Source organism: Mycobacterium sp. 1164966.3 (assembly GCF_001665395.1).
Taxonomy (GTDB): domain Bacteria; phylum Actinomycetota; class Actinomycetes; order Mycobacteriales; family Mycobacteriaceae; genus Mycobacterium.
In genome coordinates, this window is record NZ_LZSG01000011.1 from 1 (window position 1) to 25,239 (window position 25,239).

31 protein-coding genes and 2 tRNA genes are annotated in these 25,239 nt (G+C 64.7%); 14 read left to right on the forward strand and 19 right to left on the reverse strand.

The window, feature by feature from the left end:
* Window positions 1-180: 180 nt before the first annotated feature.
* From A9W99_RS05015 to lipE, 3 genes are read right to left on the reverse strand one after another with little or no spacing between them, the layout of a single operon-like run.
* On the reverse strand, window positions 181-1,287 hold the full coding sequence (locus tag A9W99_RS05015; RefSeq protein WP_067374368.1) for a hypothetical protein: 1,107 nt from the start codon (window positions 1,285-1,287) through the stop codon (window positions 181-183).
* 32 nt (window positions 1,288-1,319) lie between these two features.
* Window positions 1,320-1,511: a hypothetical protein gene (locus A9W99_RS05020; protein WP_067374371.1), complete on the reverse strand. Its 192-nt coding sequence runs from the start codon at window positions 1,509-1,511 to the stop codon at window positions 1,320-1,322.
* Window positions 1,512-1,539: 28 nt separating this feature from the next.
* Window positions 1,540-2,775, reverse strand: coding sequence for a lipase LipE (gene lipE, locus A9W99_RS05025; RefSeq protein WP_067374375.1), 1,236 nt, complete (start codon window positions 2,773-2,775; stop codon window positions 1,540-1,542).
* 51 nt (window positions 2,776-2,826) lie between these two features.
* Between lipE and A9W99_RS05030 the strand changes: the two genes are divergently transcribed.
* A complete protein-coding gene (locus A9W99_RS05030) occupies window positions 2,827-3,219 on the forward strand; it encodes a hypothetical protein (protein WP_067374378.1) in 393 nt (130 codons plus the stop codon).
* Here A9W99_RS05030 and A9W99_RS05035 read toward each other — a convergent pair.
* Window positions 3,206-4,030 carry a crotonase/enoyl-CoA hydratase family protein gene (locus A9W99_RS05035; protein ID WP_067374380.1) on the reverse strand — a complete coding sequence of 275 codons (825 nt, stop codon included), beginning with the start codon at window positions 4,028-4,030 and terminating at the stop codon, window positions 3,206-3,208. The genes A9W99_RS05030 and A9W99_RS05035 overlap by 14 nt on opposite strands.
* A gap of 23 nt (window positions 4,031-4,053) precedes the next feature.
* Between A9W99_RS05035 and A9W99_RS05040 the strand changes: the two genes are divergently transcribed.
* A complete protein-coding gene (locus A9W99_RS05040) occupies window positions 4,054-4,647 on the forward strand; it encodes a TIGR03086 family metal-binding protein (protein WP_067374382.1) in 594 nt (197 codons plus the stop codon).
* Here the strand turns inward: A9W99_RS05040 and A9W99_RS05045 are convergent.
* Window positions 4,644-5,099, reverse strand: coding sequence for a DUF4334 domain-containing protein (locus tag A9W99_RS05045; RefSeq protein WP_067374387.1), 456 nt, complete (start codon window positions 5,097-5,099; stop codon window positions 4,644-4,646). The genes A9W99_RS05040 and A9W99_RS05045 overlap by 4 nt on opposite strands.
* Before the next feature lie 9 nt (window positions 5,100-5,108).
* Entirely contained in the window at window positions 5,109-6,182 is a 1,074-nt protein-coding gene (locus A9W99_RS05050) for a pyridoxal phosphate-dependent aminotransferase (protein WP_067374393.1), read from the reverse strand.
* A gap of 89 nt (window positions 6,183-6,271) precedes the next feature.
* Here A9W99_RS05050 and A9W99_RS05055 point away from each other — a divergent pair.
* The 3 genes from A9W99_RS05055 (at window position 6,272) to A9W99_RS05065 (ending at window position 6,974) form a co-directional block, all read left to right on the forward strand.
* A tRNA-Ser gene (locus tag A9W99_RS05055) sits at window positions 6,272-6,363 on the forward strand.
* A 20-nt stretch (window positions 6,364-6,383) separates the two neighbouring features.
* A tRNA-Arg gene (locus A9W99_RS05060) sits at window positions 6,384-6,456 on the forward strand.
* A 320-nt stretch (window positions 6,457-6,776) separates the two neighbouring features.
* Window positions 6,777-6,974, forward strand: a complete 198-nt coding sequence (locus tag A9W99_RS05065; RefSeq protein WP_067374396.1) for a hypothetical protein — start codon at window positions 6,777-6,779, stop codon at window positions 6,972-6,974.
* Window positions 6,975-7,059: 85 nt separating this feature from the next.
* Here the strand turns inward: A9W99_RS05065 and A9W99_RS05070 are convergent, their stop codons facing one another.
* The 4 genes from A9W99_RS05070 to A9W99_RS05085 all read right to left on the reverse strand — a co-directional run bounded on the left by A9W99_RS05070 (window position 7,060) and on the right by A9W99_RS05085 (window position 8,820).
* On the reverse strand, window positions 7,060-7,437 hold the full coding sequence (locus tag A9W99_RS05070) for a DUF3618 domain-containing protein (protein ID WP_082929832.1): 378 nt from the start codon (window positions 7,435-7,437) through the stop codon (window positions 7,060-7,062).
* Window positions 7,424-7,855, reverse strand: coding sequence for a phage holin family protein (locus tag A9W99_RS05075; protein ID WP_067374407.1), 432 nt, complete (start codon window positions 7,853-7,855; stop codon window positions 7,424-7,426). Before A9W99_RS05075 ends, A9W99_RS05070 begins: the two co-directional genes overlap by 14 nt.
* 65 nt (window positions 7,856-7,920) lie before the next feature.
* Window positions 7,921-8,286, reverse strand: coding sequence for a gas vesicle protein GvpO (gene gvpO, locus A9W99_RS05080; protein ID WP_082929825.1), 366 nt, complete (start codon window positions 8,284-8,286; stop codon window positions 7,921-7,923).
* Window positions 8,287-8,529: 243 nt separating this feature from the next.
* Window positions 8,530-8,820, reverse strand: a complete 291-nt coding sequence (locus A9W99_RS05085; RefSeq protein ID WP_067374411.1) for a GlsB/YeaQ/YmgE family stress response membrane protein — start codon at window positions 8,818-8,820, stop codon at window positions 8,530-8,532.
* Window positions 8,821-8,979: 159 nt separating this feature from the next.
* Here A9W99_RS05085 and A9W99_RS05090 point away from each other — a divergent pair, with 159 nt between their 5' ends.
* Window positions 8,980-9,252 (forward strand): WGxxGxxG family protein, encoded by a 273-nt coding sequence (locus A9W99_RS05090; RefSeq protein WP_253869609.1) that lies wholly within the window; start codon window positions 8,980-8,982, stop codon window positions 9,250-9,252.
* A gap of 54 nt (window positions 9,253-9,306) precedes the next feature.
* On the opposite strand, the gene A9W99_RS05095 is transcribed toward A9W99_RS05090, so the two are convergent.
* Together A9W99_RS05095 and A9W99_RS05100 are read right to left on the reverse strand one after the other, a co-directional pair.
* Complete coding sequence (locus A9W99_RS05095) at window positions 9,307-10,305, reverse strand: phosphotransferase family protein (RefSeq protein ID WP_067374590.1); 999 nt, start codon at window positions 10,303-10,305, stop codon at window positions 9,307-9,309.
* A 41-nt stretch (window positions 10,306-10,346) separates the two neighbouring features.
* Entirely contained in the window at window positions 10,347-10,694 is a 348-nt protein-coding gene (locus A9W99_RS05100) for a nuclear transport factor 2 family protein (RefSeq protein WP_067374416.1), read from the reverse strand.
* 147 nt (window positions 10,695-10,841) lie between these two features.
* Here A9W99_RS05100 and A9W99_RS05105 point away from each other — a divergent pair, with 147 nt between their 5' ends.
* The 6 genes from A9W99_RS05105 to A9W99_RS05125 all read left to right on the forward strand — a co-directional run bounded on the left by A9W99_RS05105 (window position 10,842) and on the right by A9W99_RS05125 (window position 15,068).
* A complete protein-coding gene (locus tag A9W99_RS05105) occupies window positions 10,842-11,816 on the forward strand; it encodes a class I SAM-dependent methyltransferase (RefSeq protein ID WP_067374423.1) in 975 nt (324 codons plus the stop codon).
* Window positions 11,809-12,219, forward strand: coding sequence for an MmcQ/YjbR family DNA-binding protein (locus A9W99_RS05110; protein WP_067374425.1), 411 nt, complete (start codon window positions 11,809-11,811; stop codon window positions 12,217-12,219). Before A9W99_RS05105 ends, A9W99_RS05110 begins: the two co-directional genes overlap by 8 nt.
* A 105-nt stretch (window positions 12,220-12,324) precedes the next feature.
* Window positions 12,325-12,543 carry a hypothetical protein gene (locus tag A9W99_RS27100; RefSeq protein WP_067374428.1) on the forward strand — a complete coding sequence of 73 codons (219 nt, stop codon included), beginning with the start codon at window positions 12,325-12,327 and terminating at the stop codon, window positions 12,541-12,543.
* A 37-nt stretch (window positions 12,544-12,580) separates the two neighbouring features.
* Window positions 12,581-12,739, forward strand: a complete 159-nt coding sequence (locus tag A9W99_RS27105) for a DUF6131 family protein (protein ID WP_231995815.1) — start codon at window positions 12,581-12,583, stop codon at window positions 12,737-12,739.
* Window positions 12,740-12,895: 156 nt separating this feature from the next.
* Window positions 12,896-13,600, forward strand: coding sequence for a response regulator transcription factor (locus tag A9W99_RS05120; protein ID WP_067232792.1), 705 nt, complete (start codon window positions 12,896-12,898; stop codon window positions 13,598-13,600).
* Window positions 13,578-15,068: a cell wall metabolism sensor histidine kinase WalK gene (locus A9W99_RS05125; protein ID WP_067374431.1), complete on the forward strand. Its 1,491-nt coding sequence runs from the start codon at window positions 13,578-13,580 to the stop codon at window positions 15,066-15,068. Before A9W99_RS05120 ends, A9W99_RS05125 begins: the two co-directional genes overlap by 23 nt.
* Before the next feature lies 1 nt (window position 15,069).
* Here the strand turns inward: A9W99_RS05125 and A9W99_RS27110 are convergent, their stop codons facing one another.
* Complete coding sequence (locus A9W99_RS27110; protein WP_067374433.1) at window positions 15,070-16,731, reverse strand: lipoprotein LpqH; 1,662 nt, start codon at window positions 16,729-16,731, stop codon at window positions 15,070-15,072.
* A 156-nt stretch (window positions 16,732-16,887) separates the two neighbouring features.
* Entirely contained in the window at window positions 16,888-17,364 is a 477-nt protein-coding gene (locus A9W99_RS05135; protein ID WP_067374435.1) for a lipoprotein LpqH, read from the reverse strand.
* Window positions 17,365-17,540: 176 nt separating this feature from the next.
* On the opposite strand from A9W99_RS05135, the gene A9W99_RS05140 reads away from it, so the two are divergent.
* Complete coding sequence (locus A9W99_RS05140; RefSeq protein ID WP_067374440.1) at window positions 17,541-19,415, forward strand: alkyl/aryl-sulfatase; 1,875 nt, start codon at window positions 17,541-17,543, stop codon at window positions 19,413-19,415.
* A 367-nt stretch (window positions 19,416-19,782) separates the two neighbouring features.
* Here the strand turns inward: A9W99_RS05140 and A9W99_RS05145 are convergent, their stop codons facing one another.
* The 5 genes from A9W99_RS05145 to A9W99_RS05165 are packed head-to-tail and all read right to left on the reverse strand — an operon-like array spanning window position 19,783 to window position 24,480.
* Complete coding sequence (locus A9W99_RS05145; protein ID WP_067374445.1) at window positions 19,783-20,760, reverse strand: NADPH:quinone oxidoreductase family protein; 978 nt, start codon at window positions 20,758-20,760, stop codon at window positions 19,783-19,785.
* A complete protein-coding gene (locus A9W99_RS05150) occupies window positions 20,760-21,371 on the reverse strand; it encodes a TetR/AcrR family transcriptional regulator (protein ID WP_067374448.1) in 612 nt (203 codons plus the stop codon). Before A9W99_RS05150 ends, A9W99_RS05145 begins: the two co-directional genes overlap by 1 nt.
* Complete coding sequence (locus tag A9W99_RS05155) at window positions 21,368-22,666, reverse strand: acyl-CoA dehydrogenase family protein (RefSeq protein ID WP_067374453.1); 1,299 nt, start codon at window positions 22,664-22,666, stop codon at window positions 21,368-21,370. Before A9W99_RS05155 ends, A9W99_RS05150 begins: the two co-directional genes overlap by 4 nt.
* 25 nt (window positions 22,667-22,691) lie before the next feature.
* On the reverse strand, window positions 22,692-23,456 hold the full coding sequence (locus tag A9W99_RS05160) for an SDR family NAD(P)-dependent oxidoreductase (protein WP_067374456.1): 765 nt from the start codon (window positions 23,454-23,456) through the stop codon (window positions 22,692-22,694).
* A gap of 1 nt (window position 23,457) precedes the next feature.
* On the reverse strand, window positions 23,458-24,480 hold the full coding sequence (locus A9W99_RS05165) for a phosphotransferase family protein (RefSeq protein ID WP_067374459.1): 1,023 nt from the start codon (window positions 24,478-24,480) through the stop codon (window positions 23,458-23,460).
* Between the two features lie 80 nt (window positions 24,481-24,560).
* On the opposite strand from A9W99_RS05165, the gene A9W99_RS05170 reads away from it, so the two are divergent.
* Entirely contained in the window at window positions 24,561-25,169 is a 609-nt protein-coding gene (locus tag A9W99_RS05170; protein ID WP_067374460.1) for a histidine phosphatase family protein, read from the forward strand.
* Window positions 25,170-25,239 lie beyond the last annotated feature (70 nt).

Here is a 25,239-nt window from a genome sequence, read left to right on the forward strand (position 1 = left end):
GCCATCACCCCAGGTGTCACCCATGACTCGACTCATCTGTCACCTATGTCGTGAACTCAGACACCCCCTCGGACACCGCCACTGTGATGAGTCGCGTCATGGACCGCCAAGGTGCGCATATGCACGCCGACAGGCCGGTTCAAGCGACATTTGTGCACACTCGCGACGCGCGACAAACCCTCAGTGCAGCGTCGGCGCATACCGAAGCACGGCGGCGACGCCGTCCGCCGGCGAGATGCGTTCGTCGGTACGCACCAACGACGCCCCGATCGAGATCGCGAAGATCGGCAGCGCCTCGTCGGCTCGCAAGATCTTGTCGGGCGCGGCGCCCTGCTCGGACAGCACGTCCGCATTGGGGGCGACGGTCGTCAGTCCCGCGTCGGCCACGACCGTGAGGCCGTCGATCCCATCGCCGATGATCATCGTCTCGACCGCGCCTTGCCGCAGCGCCGAGCAGACCGCGCCGAGTCCCTCGGCGGCCAAGCCGTGATCGCGGCCCATCTCGGCCGAGAAGCGTTCGGCGGCATCTCCGATCGTCCTCAGGTGCCGATGCAGGCACGCCGCTTCGATCGCGTGCTGCAACTCGTCGTCGTGTCCGGTGTTCCGCGCTGCGACTTGCAGCACCTCCACGAGCTCGGCGATTCGCTCCGGGAGAGCGGCGATGAGGTCCGAACGCGAGCGCACTTCACCCACGACGAAGATCAGCTCGATCGCCGTGCGGTCAATGACCTCGTTGATGCGGTCGGCGACGGCGCGTATGTTCTTGCGCCCGGCCTCTTCCGTGCGTAACTGAGGATCGCCGTATCCCGCGGTTTCTGCGCCGGCAGCCTTGTGCACGGGATAGCCGCCGCCGTCGACGATCTCGGAGCGAAAGGTGCCGTCGATCCTTGACGTGAGGTCGGCGCCGGTGTGGTCGACCTCCACCAGCAGATAATCCGGGTACTCGAAGCCGTCCTCGACGATCGGGAGGATATAGGGCAATTCGGAGACCCGCACGATGGGCGCTGACGGTGGCTTGATCAGGTGCTCGTTCATCAGCACGGCCTCCGCGCTGGCTACGACGGCGCGGCCGCTGCGGCCGATCGGCGGGCGTAGCTCAAAGACGGCCCGGCCGATCTCCTCGGCGATCGATTCCTTGGCGCCCTGCCGAAGCAGGTCTTCCCGCAGACCGCGCCATTTGAGCTCGAGCTGAGTTTCGGCGTCGTGGGTGTCGTGCGAATCGTCGAAATGGACGGACGCGAATGGTCCGGGGGCCCCTACCAACTTGCGGAAGCGTTCAGAATCCATCTTTGTGGTTGCCCCGCCAGGTGAGCGACAAACTAGTAGCTACGGTCGCCCTCGCTGTCGTCGAAGAAATGCCATTCGCCGTCGTGCTCGACCTCCATGCGCCAGCCCAGTTCGTTGCCCTCGACCTTGTTGTCGACGAACCAGGCGTGCGCGTCGTCGGCGCTTTCGATGTCCTTGGTGGCGACCACATCGCCTTTGGGGTTGAGCACTCGGTAGGTAGCCATACCGGCAGTGTTCCCACCGCCCGCTTTGTTAACCGGCGGGGATCTGAGCGGTGATCGTGTCCATCAGCGCCGTGTAGCGGTCGAGAAACGGATCACGCCCGGGCTTGCCGCTGCTGATCACACCGGCGGATATGCCGCGCGCCGGGTCGGCCCAGATGGCGATGTTGGAAAGGCCGAGATTCCCGAATGCCGCGGGCGCGTTGCGCCCGAACGGTCCGAACCGGTTCGTACCCAGCATGTAGCCCGTGCCCCAGCGAGCCGGCATGAGACCCACGGCGAAATCCGGCCGCAACCGGCGGCATTCCTGCACCGCGCCGTACATCCGCTCCGCGCTGATGATCCGTACGCCGTCGAGTTCACCACCCCGACGCCAAATCTCGGCGAAGCGCGACATCTCGTTCGCGGTCGACACCGTGTTGGACGACGGGACCACGGTGGACAAGAAGGCCGGCGTGTTCGTGTAGGGGATGATCTCGTGCACGGTCCCGCCGATCGCCTTGCGGAAGATCGCCGCGATCACCGCCGGCAACGGCCTGCCCGTTGCGTGGCTGGGCGCAACCGACGGGATGTCCTGCTTGGCGACGCCGAAGTTGGTCCACCGGAAGCCCAGCGGGTCCAGGATCTCGGTGGCCAGGATGTCGCGAATGTCCTTGCCGGTGGCGGCATAGACGATCTCGCGCATCAGCGGACCCCAGGTGAGCGCGTGATAGATGTGCACCAGGCCCGGCCGGTACAGCGGTCTCAGTTTGCCGAGCTGCTCTTGTGCGTACTCGTGGTCGTCCGCGCGGCTGAGGTCTGGCCTGGGTCCGGTGGGAAACGGAACGCCGGCACTGTGGGTCAGCACGTGGCGGATCGTGGTGCGGTCCTTGCCATGACTCGTGTACGGGGGGATGTACTCGCAGACTCGGTCATCGAGCGAGAAGTGCCCCTGCTCGACGAGCATGTGCACGACGGTCGCGGTGATGCCTTTGGCAGCCGAGTACACGCAGAAAGGTGTCTCCGTTGTGACCGGGATCTGCTCCGCGTCGAGGGGATCGGTCGGGGCGTTGCCCCAGCCGTGGCCGATGGCCCGGTTGAGTACGACACGGCCGTTCCGCCGGATGCAGAGCTGAATCGCGGGGTGCATGCCGCCCTGGTACCAATGCCGCGCGGCCTGCCAGATCCGCTCGACGGCTGCACTGTCGATTTCGGAGTGGTCCTCTTCGCCGATTGCCGTGACGGCATCCAGGTCAGTCGGCACGCGAATCTTTCCGTCTGGAGTCATCTCGGATGAGGGTACGTGTCCCCGGCCCGGGATTGCATTTAGCGTGGTCCTATGCCCATCCGCGCACGCCTTGTCGATGTGACCCTGATCGTCTTCGGGATCTACTCGGTGGTCCTCGGAGCCTTTATGTTGGCGGCGCCGGGCGTCTTCTTCGATACCCTCGGCGCGTTCGGCGTTCGCAACAACCACTACATCTTCGACAACGCGTCGTTCGAGTTGCCGCTGGGCCTGCTGCTGCTGGGCGCGCTGCGCTGGCCGACGTGGCGGGTGCCGGCGCTGGCCTTCGCCACCGCGCACTGGTCGCTACATGCGCTCAGCCACATCGTCGACACCCAGCACCGCGCCGGCACCAGCGTCGGGTGGCTCGAGGCCGCGGGCTTGGTAGCGGGCACTCTGATTCTCGTGGCGGCTTTATGGTCAAGCCGCGGAGTCACTCGCCAGTGAACTGCGGCGGACGCTTGGCGAACGTCGCCTGGATGCCTTCGGTCAGATCCCTGGACGGCAGGAAGGCCGCGTTCCAGGCCGCGACATAGCGCAGGCTCTCCGAAACCGCTGAAATACGTTGCTGGTCAAGGACATCCTTGATGCCGTTGACGGTCAGCGGTGGATTGGCGGCGATCTCGGCGGCGGTGGCATGCGCGGCCGCCAGCGTGGCCTCGGCGTCCTCGTATACATCGTTGACCAGACCGATCTTCTCGGCCCTGGCCGCATCGATGTCACGGCCCGTCAGCGCAAGTTCCCGCAGATGGCCGTCATTCAGAATCAGCGGCAGACGAGCGAGGCTGCCGACGTCGGCGACGATGGCCAGCTTGACCTCACGCACCGAGAACTTGGCATCAGCGCTGGCGTAGCGGATGTCCACCGCAGAGATCAGGTCGACGCCGCCGCCGATGCACCAGCCATGTATCGAGGCGATGGTCGGGGTACGGCAGTCGGCGACGGCACTGATCGCGCCCTGCATCCGTTTGACCTCGGCGTGGAAATCGGCGCGCGGGCGGGCGAGCGCGCCGTCGGTCAGCAGCGCGGTGAACGAACCGCCCATCGCGGGCACGTCCAGGCCGTAGCTGAAGTTGCGGCCCGATCCGGTGATCACGATCGCCCGCACGTCGCGGTCGGCGTCCAGCTTCGCGAACACCTCCGGCATCTCGGACCAGAAGGCGGGCCCCATCGCGTTGCCCTTGCCCGGCCCGATCAACGTCACCTGTGCTACCTGGTCCTTGGTTTCGACGGTGACGGATTCATATGTTTCGCCCATTCCCAGACCGTAGCGTGGCTGATATGCCCTCTGATTTGCGACCCGGACCAGATTCGCCGCCGACCGACGAGCTACGCAGCGCCGAGCAGTCCCTGGCGGTGTTGCAGCAGGTCCTGCACACCATCGCCGATGACGACATGTCCAGGCAGACACCATGTTCGGAGTACGACATATCGCAGTTGACCGAGCATTTGCTGAACTCCATCACGACGCTCGGGGGCATGGTGGGCGCTGACTATTCGGCGCGTGAACCGACCGACGCCGTGGAGGGCCAGATCATCGGCGCCGCCCGGCCCACTTTGGATGCCTGGCACCGGCACGGGTTGGAGGGCAACGTCTCGCTGGGCGAATCCGAGATACCCGCCCAGGTCGCTGCGTCAGTGTTGTCGGTCGAGTTCCTGGTCCACGCCTGGGACTACGCCGCGGCCCTGGGACGCGAGGTCAAGGCGCCCGATCCGCTGGTCGAATACGTCTTTGGATTGGCGCAGCGACTCATCCAGCCGGACCAACGGGCCCGCGGCGGGTTCGCCGAGCCGGTCGAGGTGCCGGCCGATGCCAACCCGATGGACCAGCTGGTCGCCTTCACCGGCCGCAACCCGGCTTGGCGCGTCGACTAAACGCGCTCCAGATAAAAGTAGTAGTACCGGCCGTCGTCCAGGACGCCCTTGCCGTTCATGATGCCCATCACCGCGTCGTCATCGATCTTTTTGAAATGGTCGTGCACGGGCTGCCCGTCGTACACCATCGTGGCGGTGACTTCGCCGCGGAATTCTTCGAGCCAGAGGCTGGCTTCGCCCTTGCCCATCGCCACGTTGGAAAACTTGTTGCCGTCGGCGTCCAGGCACACCAGCGGCTGGACGTCAGTGGCCGAATTGAACGTCTTGCCGAACCAGCCGGCCTTTTCCAGCTTGCCGTTCATCTTGTGGCCGGTGACGAACTCGCCACCGGACCACTCGCCGAGCATGCCTTCGATGGTCGCCGGCACCAGACTGGCCCAGTAATCGTCGAGCTCGGCGTCGGAAACGCTGCGGTCCTTGAAATCGGCGAACTTCTTACGCGCCAGGCTCATCGTCACTCCTTACGATCGCTGTTCCAGCTGCGGGGCGAAACCTCGCGCAAACTCGAGAAAAACGTCGTTCTCGTCGGGCGCGCCGATCGTGACCCGGACGCCGTCGGTGCCGTACGGGCGAACCACGATATGCGCTTCGGCGGCCTGTTCCACAAAGTCCCGGGTGCGCGGCCCGAGCGGCAGCCAGACGAAGTTGGCCTGCGAGGACGGCAGGGTGAATCCGGCATCACGCAGCGCGTGGCTGACCCGAATACGTTCGGCGACAACGGCGTCGGTGCGAGCAAGCAGCTCGTCGGCGGCACCCAGCGAGGCGATGGCGGCGGCCTGCGAGACGCTCGTCGCGGTGAACGGCACGTAGACCTTGTCCAGCGCGGTGATCACGTCGGGCTGCCCGATGGCATAGCCGACGCGTAATCCCGCCAGTCCGTAAGCCTTCGAAAACGTGCGCAGCACAACGACATTGCCGTGGGCGCGGACCAGGTCCAAGCTGTCGGGCAATAGGCCGTCCCGGATGTACTCGACATAGGCCTCGTCGATGGCGATCAAGATGTGCGGCGGCACCGCCTCGACGAAGCGCGTGAGTGCGTCCGGGTCGACGACGGTGGACGTGGGGTTGTTGGGGTTGCAGACAAAGATCAGCCGGGTGCGGTCGGTGATCGCGGCCAGCATGGCGTAGAGGTCATAGGTGTGGTCGGTCAGCGCCACCTTGACCGGAATCGCGCCGGCGACCTGGACGAGCGGCGGATACAGCTCAAAGCTGCGCCAGCCGAAGATCACCTCGTCGCCCGCCGAGGCGCTGATCTGCACAAGCTGCTGGCACAGGCTGACCGATCCGCAGCCGACTGCGACGTGCTCGGGCGCGAAATCCGAGCCCAGATGCCTGGCCAGGGCGGCCTTGAGCTGCACGCAGCCGTTGTCGGGGTAGCGGTTGATGACGTCGGTGGCCCGTTCGATTGCGCCGCGAACGCTGGGCAGCGGGCCGAACACGGTCTCGTTGCTGGCCAGTTTGATCGCGCCCGGCACCGTCTTGCCGGGAACATAAACGGGAAGGCCGGCCAGCACGGGACGCAGGCGGGCGCTCACTTCGACAGCATATGTCGCCGCTGTGTACGCTAACCCTCCGGCGGTTCGGGGATGCCGAAAAGAAGTCGGGTACCCTCAGGAAGTCCAATGGAGGCGTGCCAGAGCGGCCGAATGGGGCTCACTGCTAATGAGTTGTCCCCCTTCAAGGGGACCGGAGGTTCAAATCCTCTCGCCTCCGCCACGCAAGACAACTGAAGACATGCGCCCGTAGCTCAACGGATAGAGCATCTGACTACGGATCAGAAGGTTGGGAGTTCGAATCTCTTCGGGCGCGCTCACGGCTCACGGCGACCTTGGCTAGCTCGACTTCTTGCCGCATCCGCGACCTGTGGACTCCATACACTGCACGTCCGGAACAGCCGATTTCAACCGCAGAGAACACGATTCCCTGCATCGTGGGCCCAATTACCGGACATTCGCAAGCAGCACGTTGCGGTGTAACGTCATCGTTGTTCGGCGGTCCGGTGGGACGTTGGCGTCCGGGACCGACTCAAATGGATTCGGCGGGACGTGGGCGTCCGGGACCCAGCGAACGGGCGCATACGCCCACCAGGAGCGGGCGCTGCAAATCCATTAATAAGGAGGGCACCCTCCATGAGCGCCAATGAAGCCAGGCGAGAGATCGCCGACCAAGACGATCTTTGCGTCACCCTCGCCATTCGCCGAGAGAAGCTCGCTCGCCGGAGGGTGGACCTGCTCGCCCAAATACGTGCGCTTTCCAGACAACTGGAAGCCATCGACCGCCAACTTATCGACATCGCGCACACCGAGGCCGCGCACACCGGAGGCTGATCAATATCGTCCGCCCGACAAGGGGGAACGAAGTCCCTGGTTCGAACGCGCCCGTTGGCTGCTGTACGGAACGTTTTGCAGCCGGTTATCGGCGCCGCATCCCCACAGCGATTCCGATGGTGACGGCCGCAGCGACCGCAATACCGGCCATTGGCACAGTGGGTCTGATCGAACCCTGATCATTTGTTACCGCACCGGCCATCTTAGAACGAACTTCGGCTGCGTTGGATCGCAGAGCTCGCGCGGTCTCGAAGGCGCGCCCTTTAGCCTCTTGGGTCTTGGACGCAAGGCGGCCTCGCGCATCTGCCGCCTTTTGTTTGGCCTGCGCCTTCACGTCGAGTTTGTCCGACAGCGCCTCCACGGTCTGGCCGAGTTGGGTGCGGGTGCGTTCGATATCGGCCTGCAGGCCCTCGACGTCGGCCTGGGGCCCCGGCTCTGGCACGGATCGGTCAGCTTCGGTCATGCCCGGCATCCTTTAATTGCTTGATGTCCTTTTTGATGCTTTCGGTCGCGGTTTGAGGAACTGCGGATACCTGCTGGACCTGGCGCCGGCTAAGCAATGCGGCAACTGCGGCTGTCACGATTAGCACGGCCGAGACGATCAGCGCCGCAGCCCACACCGGTACCACCACCGACACCGCAGCCACCGCGGCAGCGACCAGCGTGGCGAAGGCGAACACCGCGAGCAGTCCGGCCACGCTGACCAGTCCGGCGCCAATGCCTGCGTGCTTGGCCGACTGCTGGAATTCTTTCTGGGCCAGCCGCATCTCGTCACGAACCAGCTGCGAAACCTGTCCCGACAGCTGCGTCATCAACTCGGCGATCGGGACATCCGCCGCCCGCGGCGGATCGACTCCCGCCCGGCCTGATTCAACGGTCATCACACGGCACCACCTTTCGTGCGTAATGCGGCCTTGCCGCATGCTGTGGACGGAACGGAGGTGTCCTATGCGTTGCCATGCTGATCGCCGGACCGGCCGTGAATTTCCGGGGAGGGAGGACTAGTGTCCCCGTCTGTGGTGAACGGCTCATCCGGCGTCAGTTCCAGCGTCTGGCCGCGCGAATAGCGACCAATTCGTCCATAGCCCAGCAGTGCCCCGTCGACATCCAGCTCGAGTTCATACAGCGCGAGGATGTCCGCCGACGACGGGATTCGCCGGTCTTCGACAACTTCCACTTCGACGAACCATCCGCCCTGGTTGTCGGGTTCGACCGCGGTGATCCGCTCCGGCTGTCGACAGGTCATCTCAGCGATATATTTCGGGGCTAGTTGGGCCGCTTCGCGCGCCGCTATCGATGGTTTTGACATCATCCTCACCCGCTCTGATGCGGTGGATCCAGTGTTTTGACTCGTACAGTCCCCGTACCCCACGACCTGTTAGACAAACGTCAAATCTTAGATAAACCTTAAATTCGGTGGAGGACGTTCTGCGCAGACCCGCCACTGCACCGTGGGGTAGCGAAGGTTAGCGACTACACCACGGTGGCTATGCGCGCAACACGGCAGCACTGTTTGCCCGAGTGCCGGGCAAACAGCCAGCGGCCGGCCGAGCAGCTATCGGCGAAGCAACCCGCTACGGCGGGCACTACGACCCCGCACGGCCTCCCAGATCGCGATGAGGACCACGGCCGCACCGACTCCGATGAAGAACGGAATCCAGGCGATTCCACCGTTGGCATTGTGGTATCCGAAGTAGCCGGCCACCCATGAGCCGATCAACCCGCCTAGGGCCCCCAGCGCAATGGTCATGATCATGCCGATGTCTTGCTTGCCAGGCATGACGAGACGCGCCACCAAACCGATAACCGCGCCCACCACGATGGCGAGAACTATTGTGCCGATCATTGCAACTCCTGTCAGTAACGGCGCCCTCGGTGGGCTCCATCTTCGACAACGAGTTCCCCAAACCGACACGCTTATAACACACAAGTCGATTTACTACGGGGTTTGCGGGGTACGCGGTTGGTAGGCCTTACCTACTCGCGTTTGGAGTTTGCTATGCGAATGAGCATTGCTGTCACCGCGGCCGCTGGGGCGCTCTTGTTCGGCGGCGCGGTTGTCGAACCTCCTGCGCCGACTCCGGCGTCGTCATCGTCGACTACGACAATCGCCGACAATAACGCCGACAACAACCGCAGTGACAACCGCGGGTTGTGGGGGCTGGCCGGGCTTGCGGGGCTGCTCGGGCTCGCCGGACTGGCGCGACGACGCGATAAACCCACCGTGGCAGCACGGACTGCGGCGCCGGACACTCGCGGCCCATCCCCAACGGCTTAGTTCCAGCGGCCGGCAGGAAAGCGGCGACGGCATGGAGAAGCGCCCGGCTGCAGCTCAAGTCCGCGTCTCGATAAGCCCCAACGCTCGCTCGAACAGCTGCACGGTGGCCGCATGAAGTTGGTCGCCGACCTCCTTCTCGGCCTTGCCCGCGCACGCGCGGGCCAGCGTTCCCTCGATCACGATGCCGAGCTTGAAGCAGGCCAGCACGGTGTACCAGGTCATCTGGGAAAGGTCGCGGGTGGTATTGGCGGCGTACCGCTCCAGCAGGTCGTCGGTGCTGGCCAACCCCTCCTGCGTGCCCAGAAAATGGCTGAAGACCGACGACCCGTCATCCTGCCGCCAAGTCGCCAGCAGCCAGCCCAGATCCAGCAACGGGTCGCCGATCGTCGACATCTCCCAGTCACAGATGGCCACCACCTCCGGCCCGGTGCGGGAGAACATCACGTTGGCCGCGTGGTAGTCGCCGTGCAGGATGCCGGGTTTCCACGTCTTCGGCCGATGGCTCTCCAGCCACGCGGCGACCTGATCGACGCCCGGGATCTGTGGGCCGGGGTAGCCGTCGTACTCCTGGTAGGACTCTAGTTCCGAAAGCCAGCGTGGCACTTGGCGTTCCAGGAAGCCGTCCGCTTTACCGAAATCGGCAAGGCCCACGGCGACGTGGTCGACGGCGCCAAGCTTCGCCAGAGCATCGGCCATCGACAGCCCCATGCCGTACTGCACCTCTGGATCGCCGGCATGCAGCGGCGGCAGCCCTTCCCCGGCGTTGAATCCGTCGATCGGCTCCATCAGATAGAACACGGCATCGCCGAGCACGCTGGGGTCATCGCAGGCGGCGATCAGGTGCGGGTGTGGCACGTCGGAGCCGGCCAGCGCGGCGAGCACCTTGGTTTCCCGCAGGATCACGCTATTGCTGCGGGGTCGGAGGTGCCGCGGTCCGCGGCGGAGTACATAGGAGCGGCCGGACCGGTTGAAGCGCATCATGACGTTCTGGGTTCCGCCGGTCACCGCCGAGACATCGCTCAGCGGACCATCGCCCAGCCCCTGCTCGGACATCCAGTCCGCAACGGCTTTCAGGTCTACGGCCTCCACGAGGCTCAGCCCTTGGCCCGCGGCGTGTACCGGACCGTCTGCGCCCAGATCATCCCGTCGCGGAACACGAACGTGTCGACGCCGTCGTCAACCCGGTTCTCCGCCGAATCGGCGGACCACTCGAGGAAGAGCACGTCGTCCTCGAGTATCTGAGTCTTCAAGTCCCACGCCGCATCGGGCAGATCGTCGAGCAGCTTAACGAACACCTTTCGAATGTCGTCCTTGCCGCGCGCCACACCTGACGAGGTGATCACCACCGAGTCGTCGGCGTAGTCGGCGACGATCTCGTCGAGGTCGCCTGCGGCGAGCGCCTGCCCGTGGTGGGCGAATACTTGCTGCGGCGTACGAGTCATGGCGCTCCTCGACCTCTCGATAACCTGGCCATCGTTCTGGGAAATGAGCGTAGGGCACGCTTGACGAACGGTTGGAGCCGCCAACCAGGACCGGGATGGCTGGAAGAATGGTTCGCGAAACTGACTATCCAGCCGGGAGAACAGCACATGCCGCGCACGGACAACGATTCCTGGGACATCACGCACAGTGTCGGCGCCACCGCATTGGGCGTCGCTGCGGCTCGCGCTGCGGAGACCGCAAGTGACAACCCGCTCATCAACGATCCGTTCGCACGGCTGTTTGTGGAGGCGGCGGGCGACGGGATGTGGAGCCTGTACTTGAACCCAGCGCTGCTGGCCGAAACGTCCGACGTGGAGCCCGACGTGCGGGCACGGCTACGTCTGATGGTCGATTTCATGGCCACCCGCACAGCGTTTTTCGACGAATTCTTCCTGGGCGCGGCCGAAGCCGGTGTTCGGCAGGTGGTGATTCTGGCGTCCGGCCTGGACGCGCGGGCCTGGCGGCTGCCGTGGCCCGAGGGCACCGTCGTCTACGAGCTGGACCAGCCCAAGGTGCTGGAATTCAAATCCACCACGCTGCAGGATCACGACGCTCAACCGACGGCGCAATTGGTCAACGTGCCGATAGACCTGCGCCAGGACTGGCCGAAAGCTCTGCAGGAAGCCGGGTTTGACGTCTCACAACCGGTCGCCTGGTCGGCTGAGGGTCTGGTGCGGTATCTGCCGGCGCAGGCCCAAGATCTCTTGTTCGACCGCGTACATGCCCTCAGTTCGGGAGGCAGTTGGCTGGCCTCCAACGTTCCCGCCGAAGGATTCACCGCTCCCGAGCGAGTGGAGCGCCAACGCGAGGAGATGCGCCGCATGAGGGCGGCGGCCGCGAAACTCGTCGACGCGGAAATAACGGATTTCGAGGACCTGTGGTACGCCGAAGAACGTACACCCGTCGCCGACTGGCTGCGTGCACACGGCTGGGACACATCGGCGGCCACCTTCCCCGAGTTGATGGCGCGCTACGGCCGCAGCATTCCGGACGGTACCGAGGAGTCAATGCCCCCAACGCTTTTCGTGTCTGCGCAGCGACGCGACGACGACGGCGCCGGGTATCGCCGCGATAATGGCTGACCGCCCCGCCCGGGTTGACGACGTGCATCGGATCGCCGCGTCGATGCCCCACGTCACCCGCCTGGAAGGACCGAAGGGCAACGCCATCTATCAGGTGGGTGGCAAGTCGTTCGTGTTCTTCCGAACTCCGCAGCCCGACGCAACCGACCCGGTCACCGGCGAACGCTATGCCGACGTGATCATGCTCTGGGTGGAGTCGGAGAGCGACAAATTGGCGCTGGTTCAAGACCCCAACTCGCCGTTCTTCACCACCCGCCATTTCGACGGGCATCCTTCGGTTCTGGTGCGCGCGTGCCGGCTCAAGGAAATCGGCAAGGCCGAATTGACCGAGTTGGTTCAGGACGCCTGGTTGTCGCGGGCATCGAAGAAACGCGCCACCACCTGGCTCGCCCGACAGCCGTAGCGCCTGACAAAGCGCAACGGCTCAGTCTAAGAAGATGTTTAGACAACGGGCCAATGGGTATCGCTAGTGCCACGGGATTTAATCTCGGACACAACGGAGGTCACTATGCGAGGCCGCGGAATTATTGGCGCGATTGTCGTAGTGTGGCTGCTCATCGGCGTATTCGCGGCGTGGCAGCGGCACTACTTCGAGAATGGGCCAACTAACTGCGCCTCAGCGGCTTCCATCGCAACAACGGTGATTGCGGGGCCATTGAATTACAAACTCAATCCCGCAGTCCATTGCGACGTGCCGCCGGTGAATGTGCCGCAGCCCAAGCAATAAGTGAACCCTCTACCCTCTCAAACAAAGGAAGTTGACCATGATCGCACTTGGTGTCGTCTTGATCATTCTGGGACTTGTGTTCCCTACGCTCCATATTCTGTGGACACTCGGCATCGTGTTGCTGGTAATCGGTGCGATCTTGTGGATCATGGGATCTGTAGGTCGCCCGGTCGCCGGTAGGCGGTACTGGTACTAAGTCCACACAAATCGGAGCGGGTGGAAACCGCGTGACTGCTTCGGCAGTCACGCGGTTTTTCACAGTTCACCCAAAGGAATGCCATAGCGTTGGCCCAGTCGCATACGGATACTTGAAGCTGTGTCGTATCCCCGAACGGCGGTTGAGCGCGTGGTCATGTGCCGCGCCGACGGCAACCCGATCAACGTGCTGGTAGTCGACGACGAGCCCGTTCTCGCCGAAATGGTGTCGATGGCGCTGCGGTACGAGGGCTGGAACATCGCCACCGCAGGCGACGGATTGTCCGCGATCGCCGCGGCCCGCGCCCAGCGTCCCGACGTCGTCGTTCTCGACGTCATGCTGCCCGACATGAGCGGCCTGGAGGTATTACACAAACTGCGCGAAGAGATTCCGCAGCTGCCGGTGCTGCTGTTGACCGCAAAGGACGCGGTGGAGGATCGCATCGCCGGACTGACCGCGGGCGGTGACGACTACGTCACCAAGCCGTTCAGCATCGAGGAGGTCGTGCTGCGGTTGCGGGCGTTGCTGCGGCGCACCGGGGTGACGACCGTGGACAGCGGTGCCCAACTGGTAGTAGGCGACCTGGTACTCGACGAAGACAGCCACGAGGTGACCCGCGCGGGCGAACCGATCTCTTTGACGTCCACCGAATTCGAACTGCTGCGGTTCATGATGCGCAACTCCAAGCGGGTGCTGAGCAAGGCACAGATCCTGGACCGGGTGTGGAGCTACGACTTCGGCGGCCGGTCTAACATCGTCGAGTTGTATATCTCTTACCTGCGCAAGAAGATCGACAGCGGTCGCGAACCAATGATCCACACGCTGCGCGGCGCGGGCTATGTCCTCAAGCCGGCCCGCTAGGGCTCCGCGAGTCTGGTCGCTCCGCTTGCGGCTGCTGGTCGGACAGGTGGTGGTGCTGGCCGTGGTCTGCGTGGGAATCACCGCGGTGACCGAGCTGGCGCTGCGGCACCACCTGCTGGAGCAACTCGACCAGCAACTCGGGGGCACCTCCTACCGCTCGGCCTTGATGTACCCCGAACCGCCGCGCCGGCATGAGCATTACGTCAGGCCGGGTCCGGGCCCCAGATTCCTTGATGCGCCGGGCCAGCCGGCCGGCATGGTGGCGGCGGTGGTGAACAAGGGCACGACGGTCGACGCCGGTTACCTGACCAGCACCGGTTCCCGCGCCGCGTTGACCCCGACCGCGCAGGGCCAGCTGCAACAGATCGCCGGCAGCCGCAGACCGGTGACGGTGGACCTCGACGGGCTGGGGCGGTACCGCGTGGTGGCCGCGCCCAGTCGCAGCGGCGGCGACATCATCGTGACCGGCCTGTCGATGTCCAACATCGACGCCACGATGTTGCGGATGCTGCTGATCTTCGCGATCGTCACGGTGGTCGCGGGGGTCGCCGCGCCCACCGCGGGCATCGTCATCATCAGGCGCGCGCTGGCTCCGCTGCGCCGCGTCGCGCAAACCGCCAGCAAGGTCGCCGATCTGCCGCTGGACCGCGGCGAGGTCGAACTGCCGGTGCGGGTCTCGGAGTCCGACGCAAACCCCTATACCGAAGTGGGCCAACTCGGTTCGGCCCTGAACCGGATGCTCGACCACATCGCCTCCGCGCTGTCGGCGCGGCAAGCCAGTGAGACCCGGGTTCGCCGGTTCGTGGCAGACGCCAGCCATGAGCTGCGCACACCCCTGGCCGCGATCCGGGGCTACACCGAACTCACCCAGCGGATGGGCGATGACCCCGAAGCGGTGGCGCATGCGATGAGCCGGGTGGCGTCCGAGACCGAGCGGGTAACGCGCCTTGTCGAGGATCTGCTGCTGCTGGCCCGTCTGGACTCGGGCCGGCCGCTGGAACGTGAGCCGGTCGACCTCTCCCGGCTGGCGGTGGACGCGGTCAGCGACGCGCATGTGGCCGGGCCGGATCACCAGTGGGAACTGGACCTGCCCGAAGAACCCGTGCTGGTGCCGGGTGACGCGGCGCGGCTGCATCAGGTGGTGACGAACCTGCTTGCCAACGCCCGCATCCACACCGGCGCAGGTACCGTCGTCACGACGCGGTTGTCCACCGAACCGGCGCACACCGTTCTTCAGGTGATCGACAACGGCCCTGGGATTCCGGAGGCACTCCAGTCGGAGGTTTTCGAGCGGTTCGCGCGCGGCGATTCCTCGCGGTCGCGCAAAGGCGGCAGCACCGGTCTCGGTCTGGCGATCGCTTCCGCCGTTGTCAAGGCGCACCACGGGACGATCACCGTCAGGAGTTCGCCCGGCCACACCGAGTTCACGGTCCGGCTGCCCCTCAACGGATTTCAATCATCCGCTTGAATTATGGGCAAGTGACGTCGATTTCGAACGGCTTCTTCACCGGCGCCGTCGGATTGGCCATGTCAACTCCGGTGGCGGTCCCAGTGATCTTGTAACTGTTGCCGTTCTTGGTGGCAGAAGCGTCGCCCTGCCCCATGCCCGACGAATATGCCAGTGTCACGCCGTTGACATTGCCCAGCCCAACGGATTTCACCACTGGAGGGGTGGCGTCGGTGACGACGGCGGCGACGCCGGCCGATGCACCGCCGATCGAAATGTTGACGTTGCCTGCCGATGTCATGCAGACGACCGTGCCGCTGACGTTCTGGTCGACCCCGTCGATGAGCACTTTCGCGGCCCCGGCGCCGCCGGCGCCAGGGGCAACCGACGGGACGCTCCACGGTTTAGTGGATGGCGGAGCGGTCTGGATGCCGAAGGATTCTGCTGTCGGGGGTTCGGAAGCTGTTGGGGACGACCTCTTCTGGCTGAACTTGCCCACCAAGAAAATGCCCACGACGACTGCGACCACCACGACAAGTGCGATCGCACCGCCGATCAGCGCTATCGCCACGCCCCGGCTGCTCCTTGCATTGCCCGCCGGGACGTACGGGGCGGGCCACAGCGGCGGAAGCGGGTTCCCGAACATCTCGGGGCCAGGTGTATTGGGGCGGAAGGCGGCTGCGTCGTGGCCCTGCTCTGTCGGCTGGAACGTCGCTTGTCGCGTCATCGCAGGCGATGGCATGTTCGGTGCGGGCAGAGGATTCGGGACGGTAATCGCATCTCGCGCGGCGGTTGCCAACTCGATTGTGGTGGGATACCGCACATTTGGGTTCTTGGCCATTCCCCTGGCAATCACCGCGTCCAATTGCGCGGGCACATTCGATTGGCTCGACGGTTGAGGCGGCGGTTCCGTAAGATGCGCGGCCACTTGGCTTTCCAACGAGTCGCCGCGGAAAGGACGGCTCCCGGTGAGGCACTCATAGAGCACGCACGCCAGCGCATAGATGTCGGCCCGGGCGTCGGCCTCCTGGGCCTGCAGGCGCTCCGGTGCCATGTAATGCAAGCTGCCGATCATGTTCCCGGTGCCGGTCAAGCCCGTCTGATCGGCGCCGCGGGCGATACCGAAATCGATCAGATAGGCGAAATCGTCGTCGTCAACCAGAATGTTGGACGGCTTGACGTCCCGGTGGATTAGGCCGACCTTATGGGCGGCCTGCAACGCTTTTGCCACCTGCTCGATGATCCGCACCGCCCGCGCCGGCTCCAACGGCCCACCCGAGAGCACGTCCTGCAGATCACGCCCCTCAACCAACCGCATGTCCACATACAGCTGGCCGTCGATCTCGCCGTAGTTGTGAATCGGAATTATGTGCGGATTGTTCAGATGCGCCGCGGCTTCGGCTTCGCGCCGGAACCGCTGCACAAACGAGCTGTCCCCGGCGAGATGCGCGGGAAGCAATTTGATCGCCACGGTGCGGTTGTTGGCCTCCGTGTCGAGCGCCCGCCACACCTCGCCCATGCCTCCGCGGCCCAGCAACTCGATCAGCCGGTACCGGCCGAACGGCGTACCGCGTTCGGCGGGCGGAGGATTCGAGGGCTCTGACGCGCTGTTGACTTCGTCGACGGAATCGCCGGCGTCTTTTGCTGCAGAGCTGCCGGGTGCGTCGTGCACGGTTTTCTCCACCGTTAAGACGCCCTCAGGCGTCTGATCCCATCGATGTTGACGTTGAGCTTACGGTGCGGTTGCCACTCAACGGGTGGCAACCGCACCGCTAGTCACCAAGCTAGGCCTGATTGCCCGGCTTCCTCTCGGGCCGTGCCGGCCCGCATCGTCACCAAGCTAGGGGCAAGTGACGTCGATTTCGAACGGCTTCTTCACCGGCGTCATGGGATTGGCCACGTCGACGCCGGTGGCATTCCCGGAGATCTTGTACTTGTTGCCGTCTTTGGTGGCCTTCGCGTCGCCCTGTCCGGACCCGGCCGTGTAGGCCAGCGCGACACCGTTGACGCTGCCGAGCCCGACGGATTTCACCTCGGGCGGGTTGGCGTCGGTGACCAGAGCATTGATGCCGCTGCCGGCGCCACCGATCGTGATGCTGACATCCGCGCCGACCTTTGCGCATACGACCGACCCGCCGCTGACGTTCTGGTCCTTCCCGTCGATGACGACCTTGGTACCGGCGGTCCCGCCGGCGGCTGCCGATGTGGGACCCCCTGAGGTTCCGCTACCACCCGAACCCGACTTGTTGCTCGAACACCCAGAAAGACCCACCACCAGAACTGCCGCTGTCACCGCGACCGTCAGCCCACGCTTCACCTGTTCTCCTTTGCCCGACCGTTGCGGTCCGCGGACAGTGCGGACCGTCTCGGAAGTATGCGGGTTAACTGCACAGAAGTTCTAGGTTCTTGGAGAAATTATTTACGTCTTCGTAGAGTCGTCATCCGCTGAGCAGGTCCTTCTCGGTGAGGCCCGGTGGTGGCAAGGTATTGGCGGTGGACCAGAAACCCCCTACCGCAGTAATCGCAACGGCCCATAGCGAACACGCGCTGCCGTTCCACGACACCGCGGATTTCGACAATGCCGATCGTGGATACATTGCTGCCCTGTCCCCGTGCGTCGTCAAAGCGGCCGACGGACGCGTCGTCTGGGACAACGACGGCTACTCGTTTCTCGACGGTCCCGCGCCAACATCGGTGCACCCGAGCTTGTGGCGGCAGTCCACGCTGACCGCCAGGCAAGGGCTCTACGAAGTGGTGCCGGGCATCTATCAGGTACGCGGACTCGACATTTCAAACATCACCTTTGTCGAGGGCGATACGGGAATCATCGTCATCGATCCGTTGGTAAGCACCGAGGTAGCCGCCGCGGCACTCGGCTTGTATCGAACTCACCGGGGCGGCGATCGTCCGGTTGTGGCGGTGATCTACACCCACAGTCACGTCGACCATTTCGGCGGGGTCCTGGGCGTCACCTGGGAGGCCGACGTCGATTCGGGTGCGGTGGCGGTGCTGGCACCCGAAGGGTTCACCGCTCATGCCGTCCAGGAAAACGTCTATGCGGGACCGGCGATGACGCGCCGCGCGACGTACATGTATGGCTCGCAGCTGGCGCGCGGACCTCAGGGCCAGGTGGGCTGTGGTCTCGGCCAGATCCCGTCGACCGGCGAGGTGGCCATTATCGTCCCGACCATCGACATCCGCGAGACCGGCGAGACGCACACCATCGACGGCGTTCAGATCGAGTTCCAAATGGCGCCGGGCACCGAGGCACCCGCCGAGATGCATTTCTACTTCCCACGTTTCCGCGCATTGTGCATGGCGGAGAACGCCACGCACAACCTGCACAACCTGCTGACCCTGCGGGGCGCGTTGGTGCGCGATCCGCATGCCTGGTCGGGCTACCTCACCGAGGCCATCGACACTTTCGCCGACCGTACCGATGTCGTGTTTGCGTCGCACCATTGGCCGACGTGGGGGCGGGAGAACATCGTCGAGTTCCTGTCACTGCAGCGCGATTTGTATGCCTATCTGCACGACCAGACGCTACGGCTGCTCAACCAGGGGTATACCGGCGTGGAAATCTCCGAAATGTTCCAGATGCCACCGGCTTTGGAGCAGGCCTGGCATAGCCGGGGATACTACGGCTCGGTCAGCCATAACGTGAAGGCGGTCTATCAGCGTTATATGGGCTGGTTCGACGGCAACCCCGGCCGGCTGTGGCCGCATCCGCCAGAGGCGCTCGGCCCACGCTACGTCGAGGCGCTCGGCGGCATCGAGCGCGTCGTAGTACTTGCCCAAACCGCTTTCGATTCAGGCGATTTTCGTTGGGCGGCTACGCTGCTGGACCACGCGGTGTTCGCCGACGCGCAGCATGCCGGTGCACGGACTCTGTACGCCGACACTCTGGAGCAGCTTGCCTACGGTGCAGAGAACGCGACGTGGCGCAACTTCTTCTTATCCGGAGCGACCGAATTGCGCGACGGCAACTTCGGTACCGCGGCTCAAATCACGTCGCCGACACTGCTTTCCCAGCTTACGCCGGAACAGATTTTCGACAGTCTAGCCATCCGGGTAAATGGACCCCGCAGCTGGGACCTCGATATCACCATCGACGTCACCTTCGCGGATTCGGCTGCCAACTATCGGCTGACGCTGCGCAATGGCGTGCTGGTCTACCGCAAGGTTGCGGCCGATCCTGACACGGCGACCGTTACGGCGAAGCTGGACAGCAAGTTTCGGCTATTAATGGCCTCCGTCGGCGACTTCAGCTCACCTGGACTTGAACTGTCCGGCGATCCGGCGGCGCTGCAGACGCTGCTGGGCGCACTCGATCAACCCGACCCGAATTTCAACATCGTCACCCCGTAGCTATTCAGCGCGAGCAGACGCAAAGTTCCCCAATTTCGCTGCAAGATAGGGGATTTTGCGTCTGCTCGGCACTGCGAGGCCGGCGTTTGGCTCGAAGATGGGGCGTCGACAGTACACGTCACCGACGCGCTTGCGTTGCTTCCAGTAGAGCGTCTCCGTACTAATACCGGTTCGGGTGACCCGAGCGCTTTGGCTGTGAACTGACGGCTTTGGCTGTGAATTGATGGTTTTCAGAGTGAGTCTACGGCGGGATTCGGACCAGATTTCCGCCCTGGCTACACACGCAAAGCCAAGGATTCACACGCAAAGCCAAGGATTCACACGCAAAGCCATGGAGCCCGCCGCACATCGCCCACCGATTTCAGGCTCAGGCGTCAGCTACCTCGATGACCACCTTGCCAAGTGCCTTGCGCTCGGCCACATATCGCAATGCCGCCGGAGTCTCGGCCAAGGGAAATCTCGCACCGATGTGCGGGCGGACCGTCCCGTCGGCGAACATATCAGACAACTCAGCCAGGTCACGTGCGGCCTCCAGAGGATGATCAGCCATAAAGGTCCGAATCTCCATGCCGCGAATACAAATGCCCTTGAGCAGAACGAGATTGAGCGGGATAGCCGGGATCGATCCGGCGGCATAGCCCAACGTGACGAATGCTCCACCACGCGCAAGGCCCCGCAGCGCAGGCTCCGCATATGGTCCGCCGACGGGGTCGAGGACCACTCGGGCAGCGTCGCCGGTGAGCTCGCGGATGCGGGTTTTCAGGTCCTCCCGGTCGTAGTCGACGGTAGCTTCCGCGGCCCGCTGGGCGCACAGCCGCAGCTTGTCCGCTCCGGACGCCGCCGCCAGCACCCGCGCCTTCATGGCAACCGCCAGATCGACGGCGGCCAATCCCACGCCGCCGGCGGCACCCAGCACCACCACCCAATCGCCTTGGGCGACTTGGGCAACCGACCGCAGGGCGTGGTACGCCGTGCGGTAGGTGACACCGAAGGCCGCCGCGGAGGCGAAATCGGCGTCGTCGGGTACCAATGACGCCGCCGCCGCATCCAGCAGCGCTAGTTCCGCGAACGCCCCGACGGCGGTGGTCCCGAAGACCCGTTGGCCGGGGCTGAAACTGACCCCTTCGCCGACGGCCACCACTTCACCGGCGAGTTCGCTGCCGGGCGTGAACGGCGGCGGAATTCGGATCTGATACTTGCCGGCGATGAACAGCACGTCGGGAAAGTTGACCGCCGCGGCGTGTACCCGTACCAGCAGCTGACCCGGACCAGGAATCGGATCGGGGACGTCGGCGATCACCAGATCCTCGGGCGGACCGTAGGCATTGCAGACGACCGCGCGCACTAACCGACCCCCAGCCCGCTCAAGCAGAACCGCACCAGGTGGGCGATGTCGTCGTCATCAGGACGGTCCGAAGAACCCACATATCGCCGCATGGTTGCGGCCGTGCAGCTGAACACCGCCTCGACGTCGCGGTTGACGTCGCCGCTGCCCAGTGCGGCGACGGGCTCGATCAGCAGATCACGCAACGGGCTCATCATCTCTCGTTCGGCTGCCCGCCGATTGGTTCCGGCCGACATCTGCCCGGCGGCGGCGCGGCTCATGCTGATCAGGTGCGGGTCGGCTACCTGTGCCAGGGTGCCCTCGATCCAGCGCGCCACCTTGTCCTCCGGCCGGGGCTCCTTGGCCATCTGATGCTGCAGGTAGGACACGACTATTGCCACCCCACGTTCCATGACGGCGAGGATGAGATCGTCCTTGCCGGCGAAGTATCGGTAGAACGCCTTGTTCGACGATCCGGCTTCGGCGACGATATCGCTGACGCGCGGAGGTTCGGGCGCGGCACGTTCCATCGCCCGCACGGCGGCGGCAAGGATGCGCTCCACCTCTTCGGTGGCCTCCCGCTGCCGGTCGTCGAGTGCTCGCTCGACGGCCGCGGTAACGCGGGTATTCACCGCGAATCAGCAAGCGACGAAACGAGATCCCCATACTTGGCCAGGGCGGCCTCGCGACGGAGGTCCCGCAATTCGCTGGGCCACTCCGGATCCTCGCCCTCGTAGTTCTTAAGGAGCAGCTTGGCCAGGTTGACCTTGTGTGCCTCGGTGGGTCCATCGGCCAGCCCCAGTGCCACCCCACCGAGCAACACGTTGACCAACGGCAGCTGGTCGGTGGTGCCCAATGCGCCGTGCACCTGGATCGCTCGTAGCCCAATGGATTTGAGCACCTGCGACGCCAGGATCTTGCAGGCCCCGATCTCGGCGCGGGCGGCGTGCTCGCCGGCGGTATCGATCACCCAGGCCGCGTGCAGCACCGCCAGCCGGAATGGCATCAGCTCGGTGTAGGAGTCGGCGATGAACTGCTGGACCAACTGCTTGTCGGCCAGCGAACTCCCTTGGGTGAACCGGCTTTTCGCTCGACGGGACATCATCTCCACCGCCCGCTGCGCTACGCCGATCGAGCGCATCGCATGGTGCAGGCGCCCGCCGGCCAGTCGCGCCTGCAGAATCAGGAAGCCCTGCCCGGGTTCACCGAGGAGCGCATCGGAAGGCACCCGCACCCGTTCGTAGCGCACCAAGGAGTGTCCCGGCTCGTTCGGAGAGGCGCCGACGAGGTGGTAGTTGGCCTCGATGGTCAGGCCCTCGGTGCCCGCCGGTATCAGGAACGTCGACGCACCGCGATGGACGGGCACGTCCGGATCGGTGATCGCGACGACGATGAAGAACGATGCCACAGCGGCATTGGAGGAGAAGAACTTCCGACCGGTGATCACCCAATCGGAACCGTCGCGAACGGCGCGCGTGGTGAAAACCCGCGGGTCGGCACCGCCCTGCGGTTCCGTCATGGAGAAACACGAGAAGACCTCACCGGACAACAGCCCCTCAAGGTAGCGGTCCTTCTGCTCCTGGGTGCCGAAGCGCGCGATGATCTCCGCGTTGCCGGTATCGGGTGCTTGCGTGCCGAATACGATTGGCGCCCAAGGGCTGCGGCCGAGGATCTCATTGATCAACGTCAGCTTCACCGCGCCGAAGCCCTGCCCGCCGAGTTCGGGGCCCAAATGCGGTGCCCACAAGCCCTGTTCGCGGACCCGCTGTTTGAGTGGGTCGACTATCCGGCGCCGCTCGTCGGTCAGTGGCAGGAACTCGCAACCGGGGAACAGCACTTCCAGCGGTTCCACCTCTTCGCGGACGAACTCGCGAATCCAATCCAACTTCTTCTCGAACTCGGGTTCGGTAGAAAAGTCCCAAGACATCCGAATACTCCTGTCTCTTCGAAACTCAGGGGATTCCGCCGTCGGCGCGCAGGATCGAACCCGTCGTGAAACTGGACGCGTCGGACGCCAGAAACAGTGCAGCCCCGATGATTTCGGACGGCTGTCCGGCCCGCTTCAACGACAGGTGCCCGAACATCTCGGCTTCCCGCTCGCCGAGATTCCAGGCCTTGCTGACGTCGGTCAAGAACGGTCCCGCCATCAGCGTGTTGACCCGTACCGTCGGCCCGAACGCCCGCGCGAACCCCTCGGTCATGGCGTTGAGTCCGGCTTTGGCCGCGGCGTAGGGGACGATGTCCGGGCTCGGCCGCAGTGATCCCGCCGAACTCACGTTGATGATCGAACCGCGGCCGGCGGCCACCATCCGCTCGCCGACCAAAGCCGACAATCGGAACGGGCCTTTGAGGTTGAGGTTGAACACCGAGTCGTAGAGTTTCTCCGTAACCGCGCTCAGCTTGTCGTAAAGCGGTGACATGCCGGCGTTGTTGATCAACGTGTCGACCTTGCCGAACCGGTCGTACGTCGCGTCGACCAATCCGTCGAGTTGATCCCAGCGGCCCACATGGACCTGGTACGGCATGGCGGAGCGTCCGGTCTCGGCTTCGATCTCCTTAGCCGTTGCTACGCAGTTATCCATGTTGCGGCTGGCGATCACCACGTCGGCGCCGCAGTGCGCGACACCGAATGCCATTTCGCGGCCCAGCCCGCGGCTGCCCCCGGTGATCAGCACCACTTGGCCGGTGAGGTCGAAAAGCTGGTCCGCGTAACCCATTTCAGCGGGCCTTGGTCGGTAGGGAGCGGGCGAGCTCAGCCGCGGTGGCGATGAGCTGAGGAATCATCGCCCCGAACGTCTCGGTGATCTTGGGGTCGACTTGTCCGGAACGCACTCCGGCGGCATAGGTCTTCTCCAGCACGATGCCCAGCTTCCAGTTGGCCAACACCAGGTAGTAGTCGATGTTCTCAGTGGACAACCCACTGACCTTCCCATAGTGCTCGAGCAATTCGCTGCGCCCAGGCATGCCCCGCATGTCCAGATAGAACCCGTCGGCGCGCGGTTCCTCTCCGTCGTAGCCCAGCAGCGCCCAGGCCAGATCCAGCAGCGGATCGCCGACGGTGGTCATTTCCCAGTCCACGATCGCGGCCAGCCGGGCCGGCTGCCCGTGCGCGAACATCACGTTGGCGAACTGGTAGTCGCCATGCATGATCCCCGGCCGGTAGTGCTCGGGCCGGTTGCGCCGCAGCCAGTCCGCTGCCACGTCCAGGCCTGGAAGCTCGCGCACCCGATAGGCGTCCAGGAATGCCAGCCAGCGGTCGACCTGCCGGTCGTGGAAGCCATCAGGGCGGCCGAAGCCGTCGAGGCCCTGGGCACGCCAGTCCACTCGGCCCAGTTTGGCGGCGCCTTCGACGAGCTGGAACGCCAGCCCGCGCCGGGCCTGCAGGTCGGTGTCGAACGGTGCCTGCCACCCGCCGTCCATCGGGCTCCAGCCGTCGATCGCGCGCATCACGTAGAACGGCGTGCCCAGGACCGTGCCGGTGTCGTCGGCGGCGATCAGCTCCGCGTGCGGCACATCGGTTCCCGACAGCGCTCTTACCAGCCGGATCTCGCGCAGCAGGCCGTCAATGCGGGCGGCGTCGGCGCGGGGGCCGGGCATTCGCAGCACCATGCGCTCGCTACCGCGCCTGATCAGATAGAGCGTGTTCTGCGACCCGCCGCTGAGCTGATCGAGCGCCGGCTTCTCGCCGTGGCCCGGTGCGTCGTTCGCATCGAGCCAACGACCGAGAACATCCGCATCCATGCACACCCCAATCTCCTGAGAGAGAATAGCATTCTCCGGCGGCTTGGAAAGGCTGGAATTCCGCATGCGAGGCTTGGGCCATGCAACTGCTTCTGGTCCGGCATGCGTTGCCGCTGCGCAGCGAACACGGTGAGGGCTCCGACCCGGACCTGTCGGAGGAGGGGTTTGCGCAGGTCGCCCGGCTACCCAAGGCGCTTGCCAGATTTCCGATCTCACGGGTGGTGAGCAGCCCGCAGCGGCGGGCCATCCAGACCGCCGAACCGGTGGCGGTGGCGTGTGAGCTGCCCGTCGACATCGACGACCGGTTCGCCGAGTACGACCGCGACCTTCCGCTGTACATCCCCGTCGAGCAGATCCGTCGGGAAAACCCCGACGAGTGGGCGCGCATGGCCGAGGGCCGACTGCCCAGCGCGGTCGACGAAGACGCATTCCGGGCACGCGTTCGCGCGGCGGTCGACGACCTCGTCGCCAAAGCCGATCCCGATGACACCGTCGCGGTGTTCAGCCACGGCGGGGTGATCAACGTCCTGCTGCACGAGATCCTGGGCACGGCCCGGCTGTTGTCGTTCCCCATCGACTACGCGTCGGTGACGCGGCTGCTGTTCTCCCGGACCGGTCAGGCCACGGTGTCGACGGTCAACTCCACCGAACACGTCTGGGACCTGCTGCCGCGCAATCAGCGGTGGTGAGGCGCCAATGCAGCGTCGACGCCACAGGCGCAGAGTCGATGGCATCAGCAGCGCGGTGGTAAACAAGTCA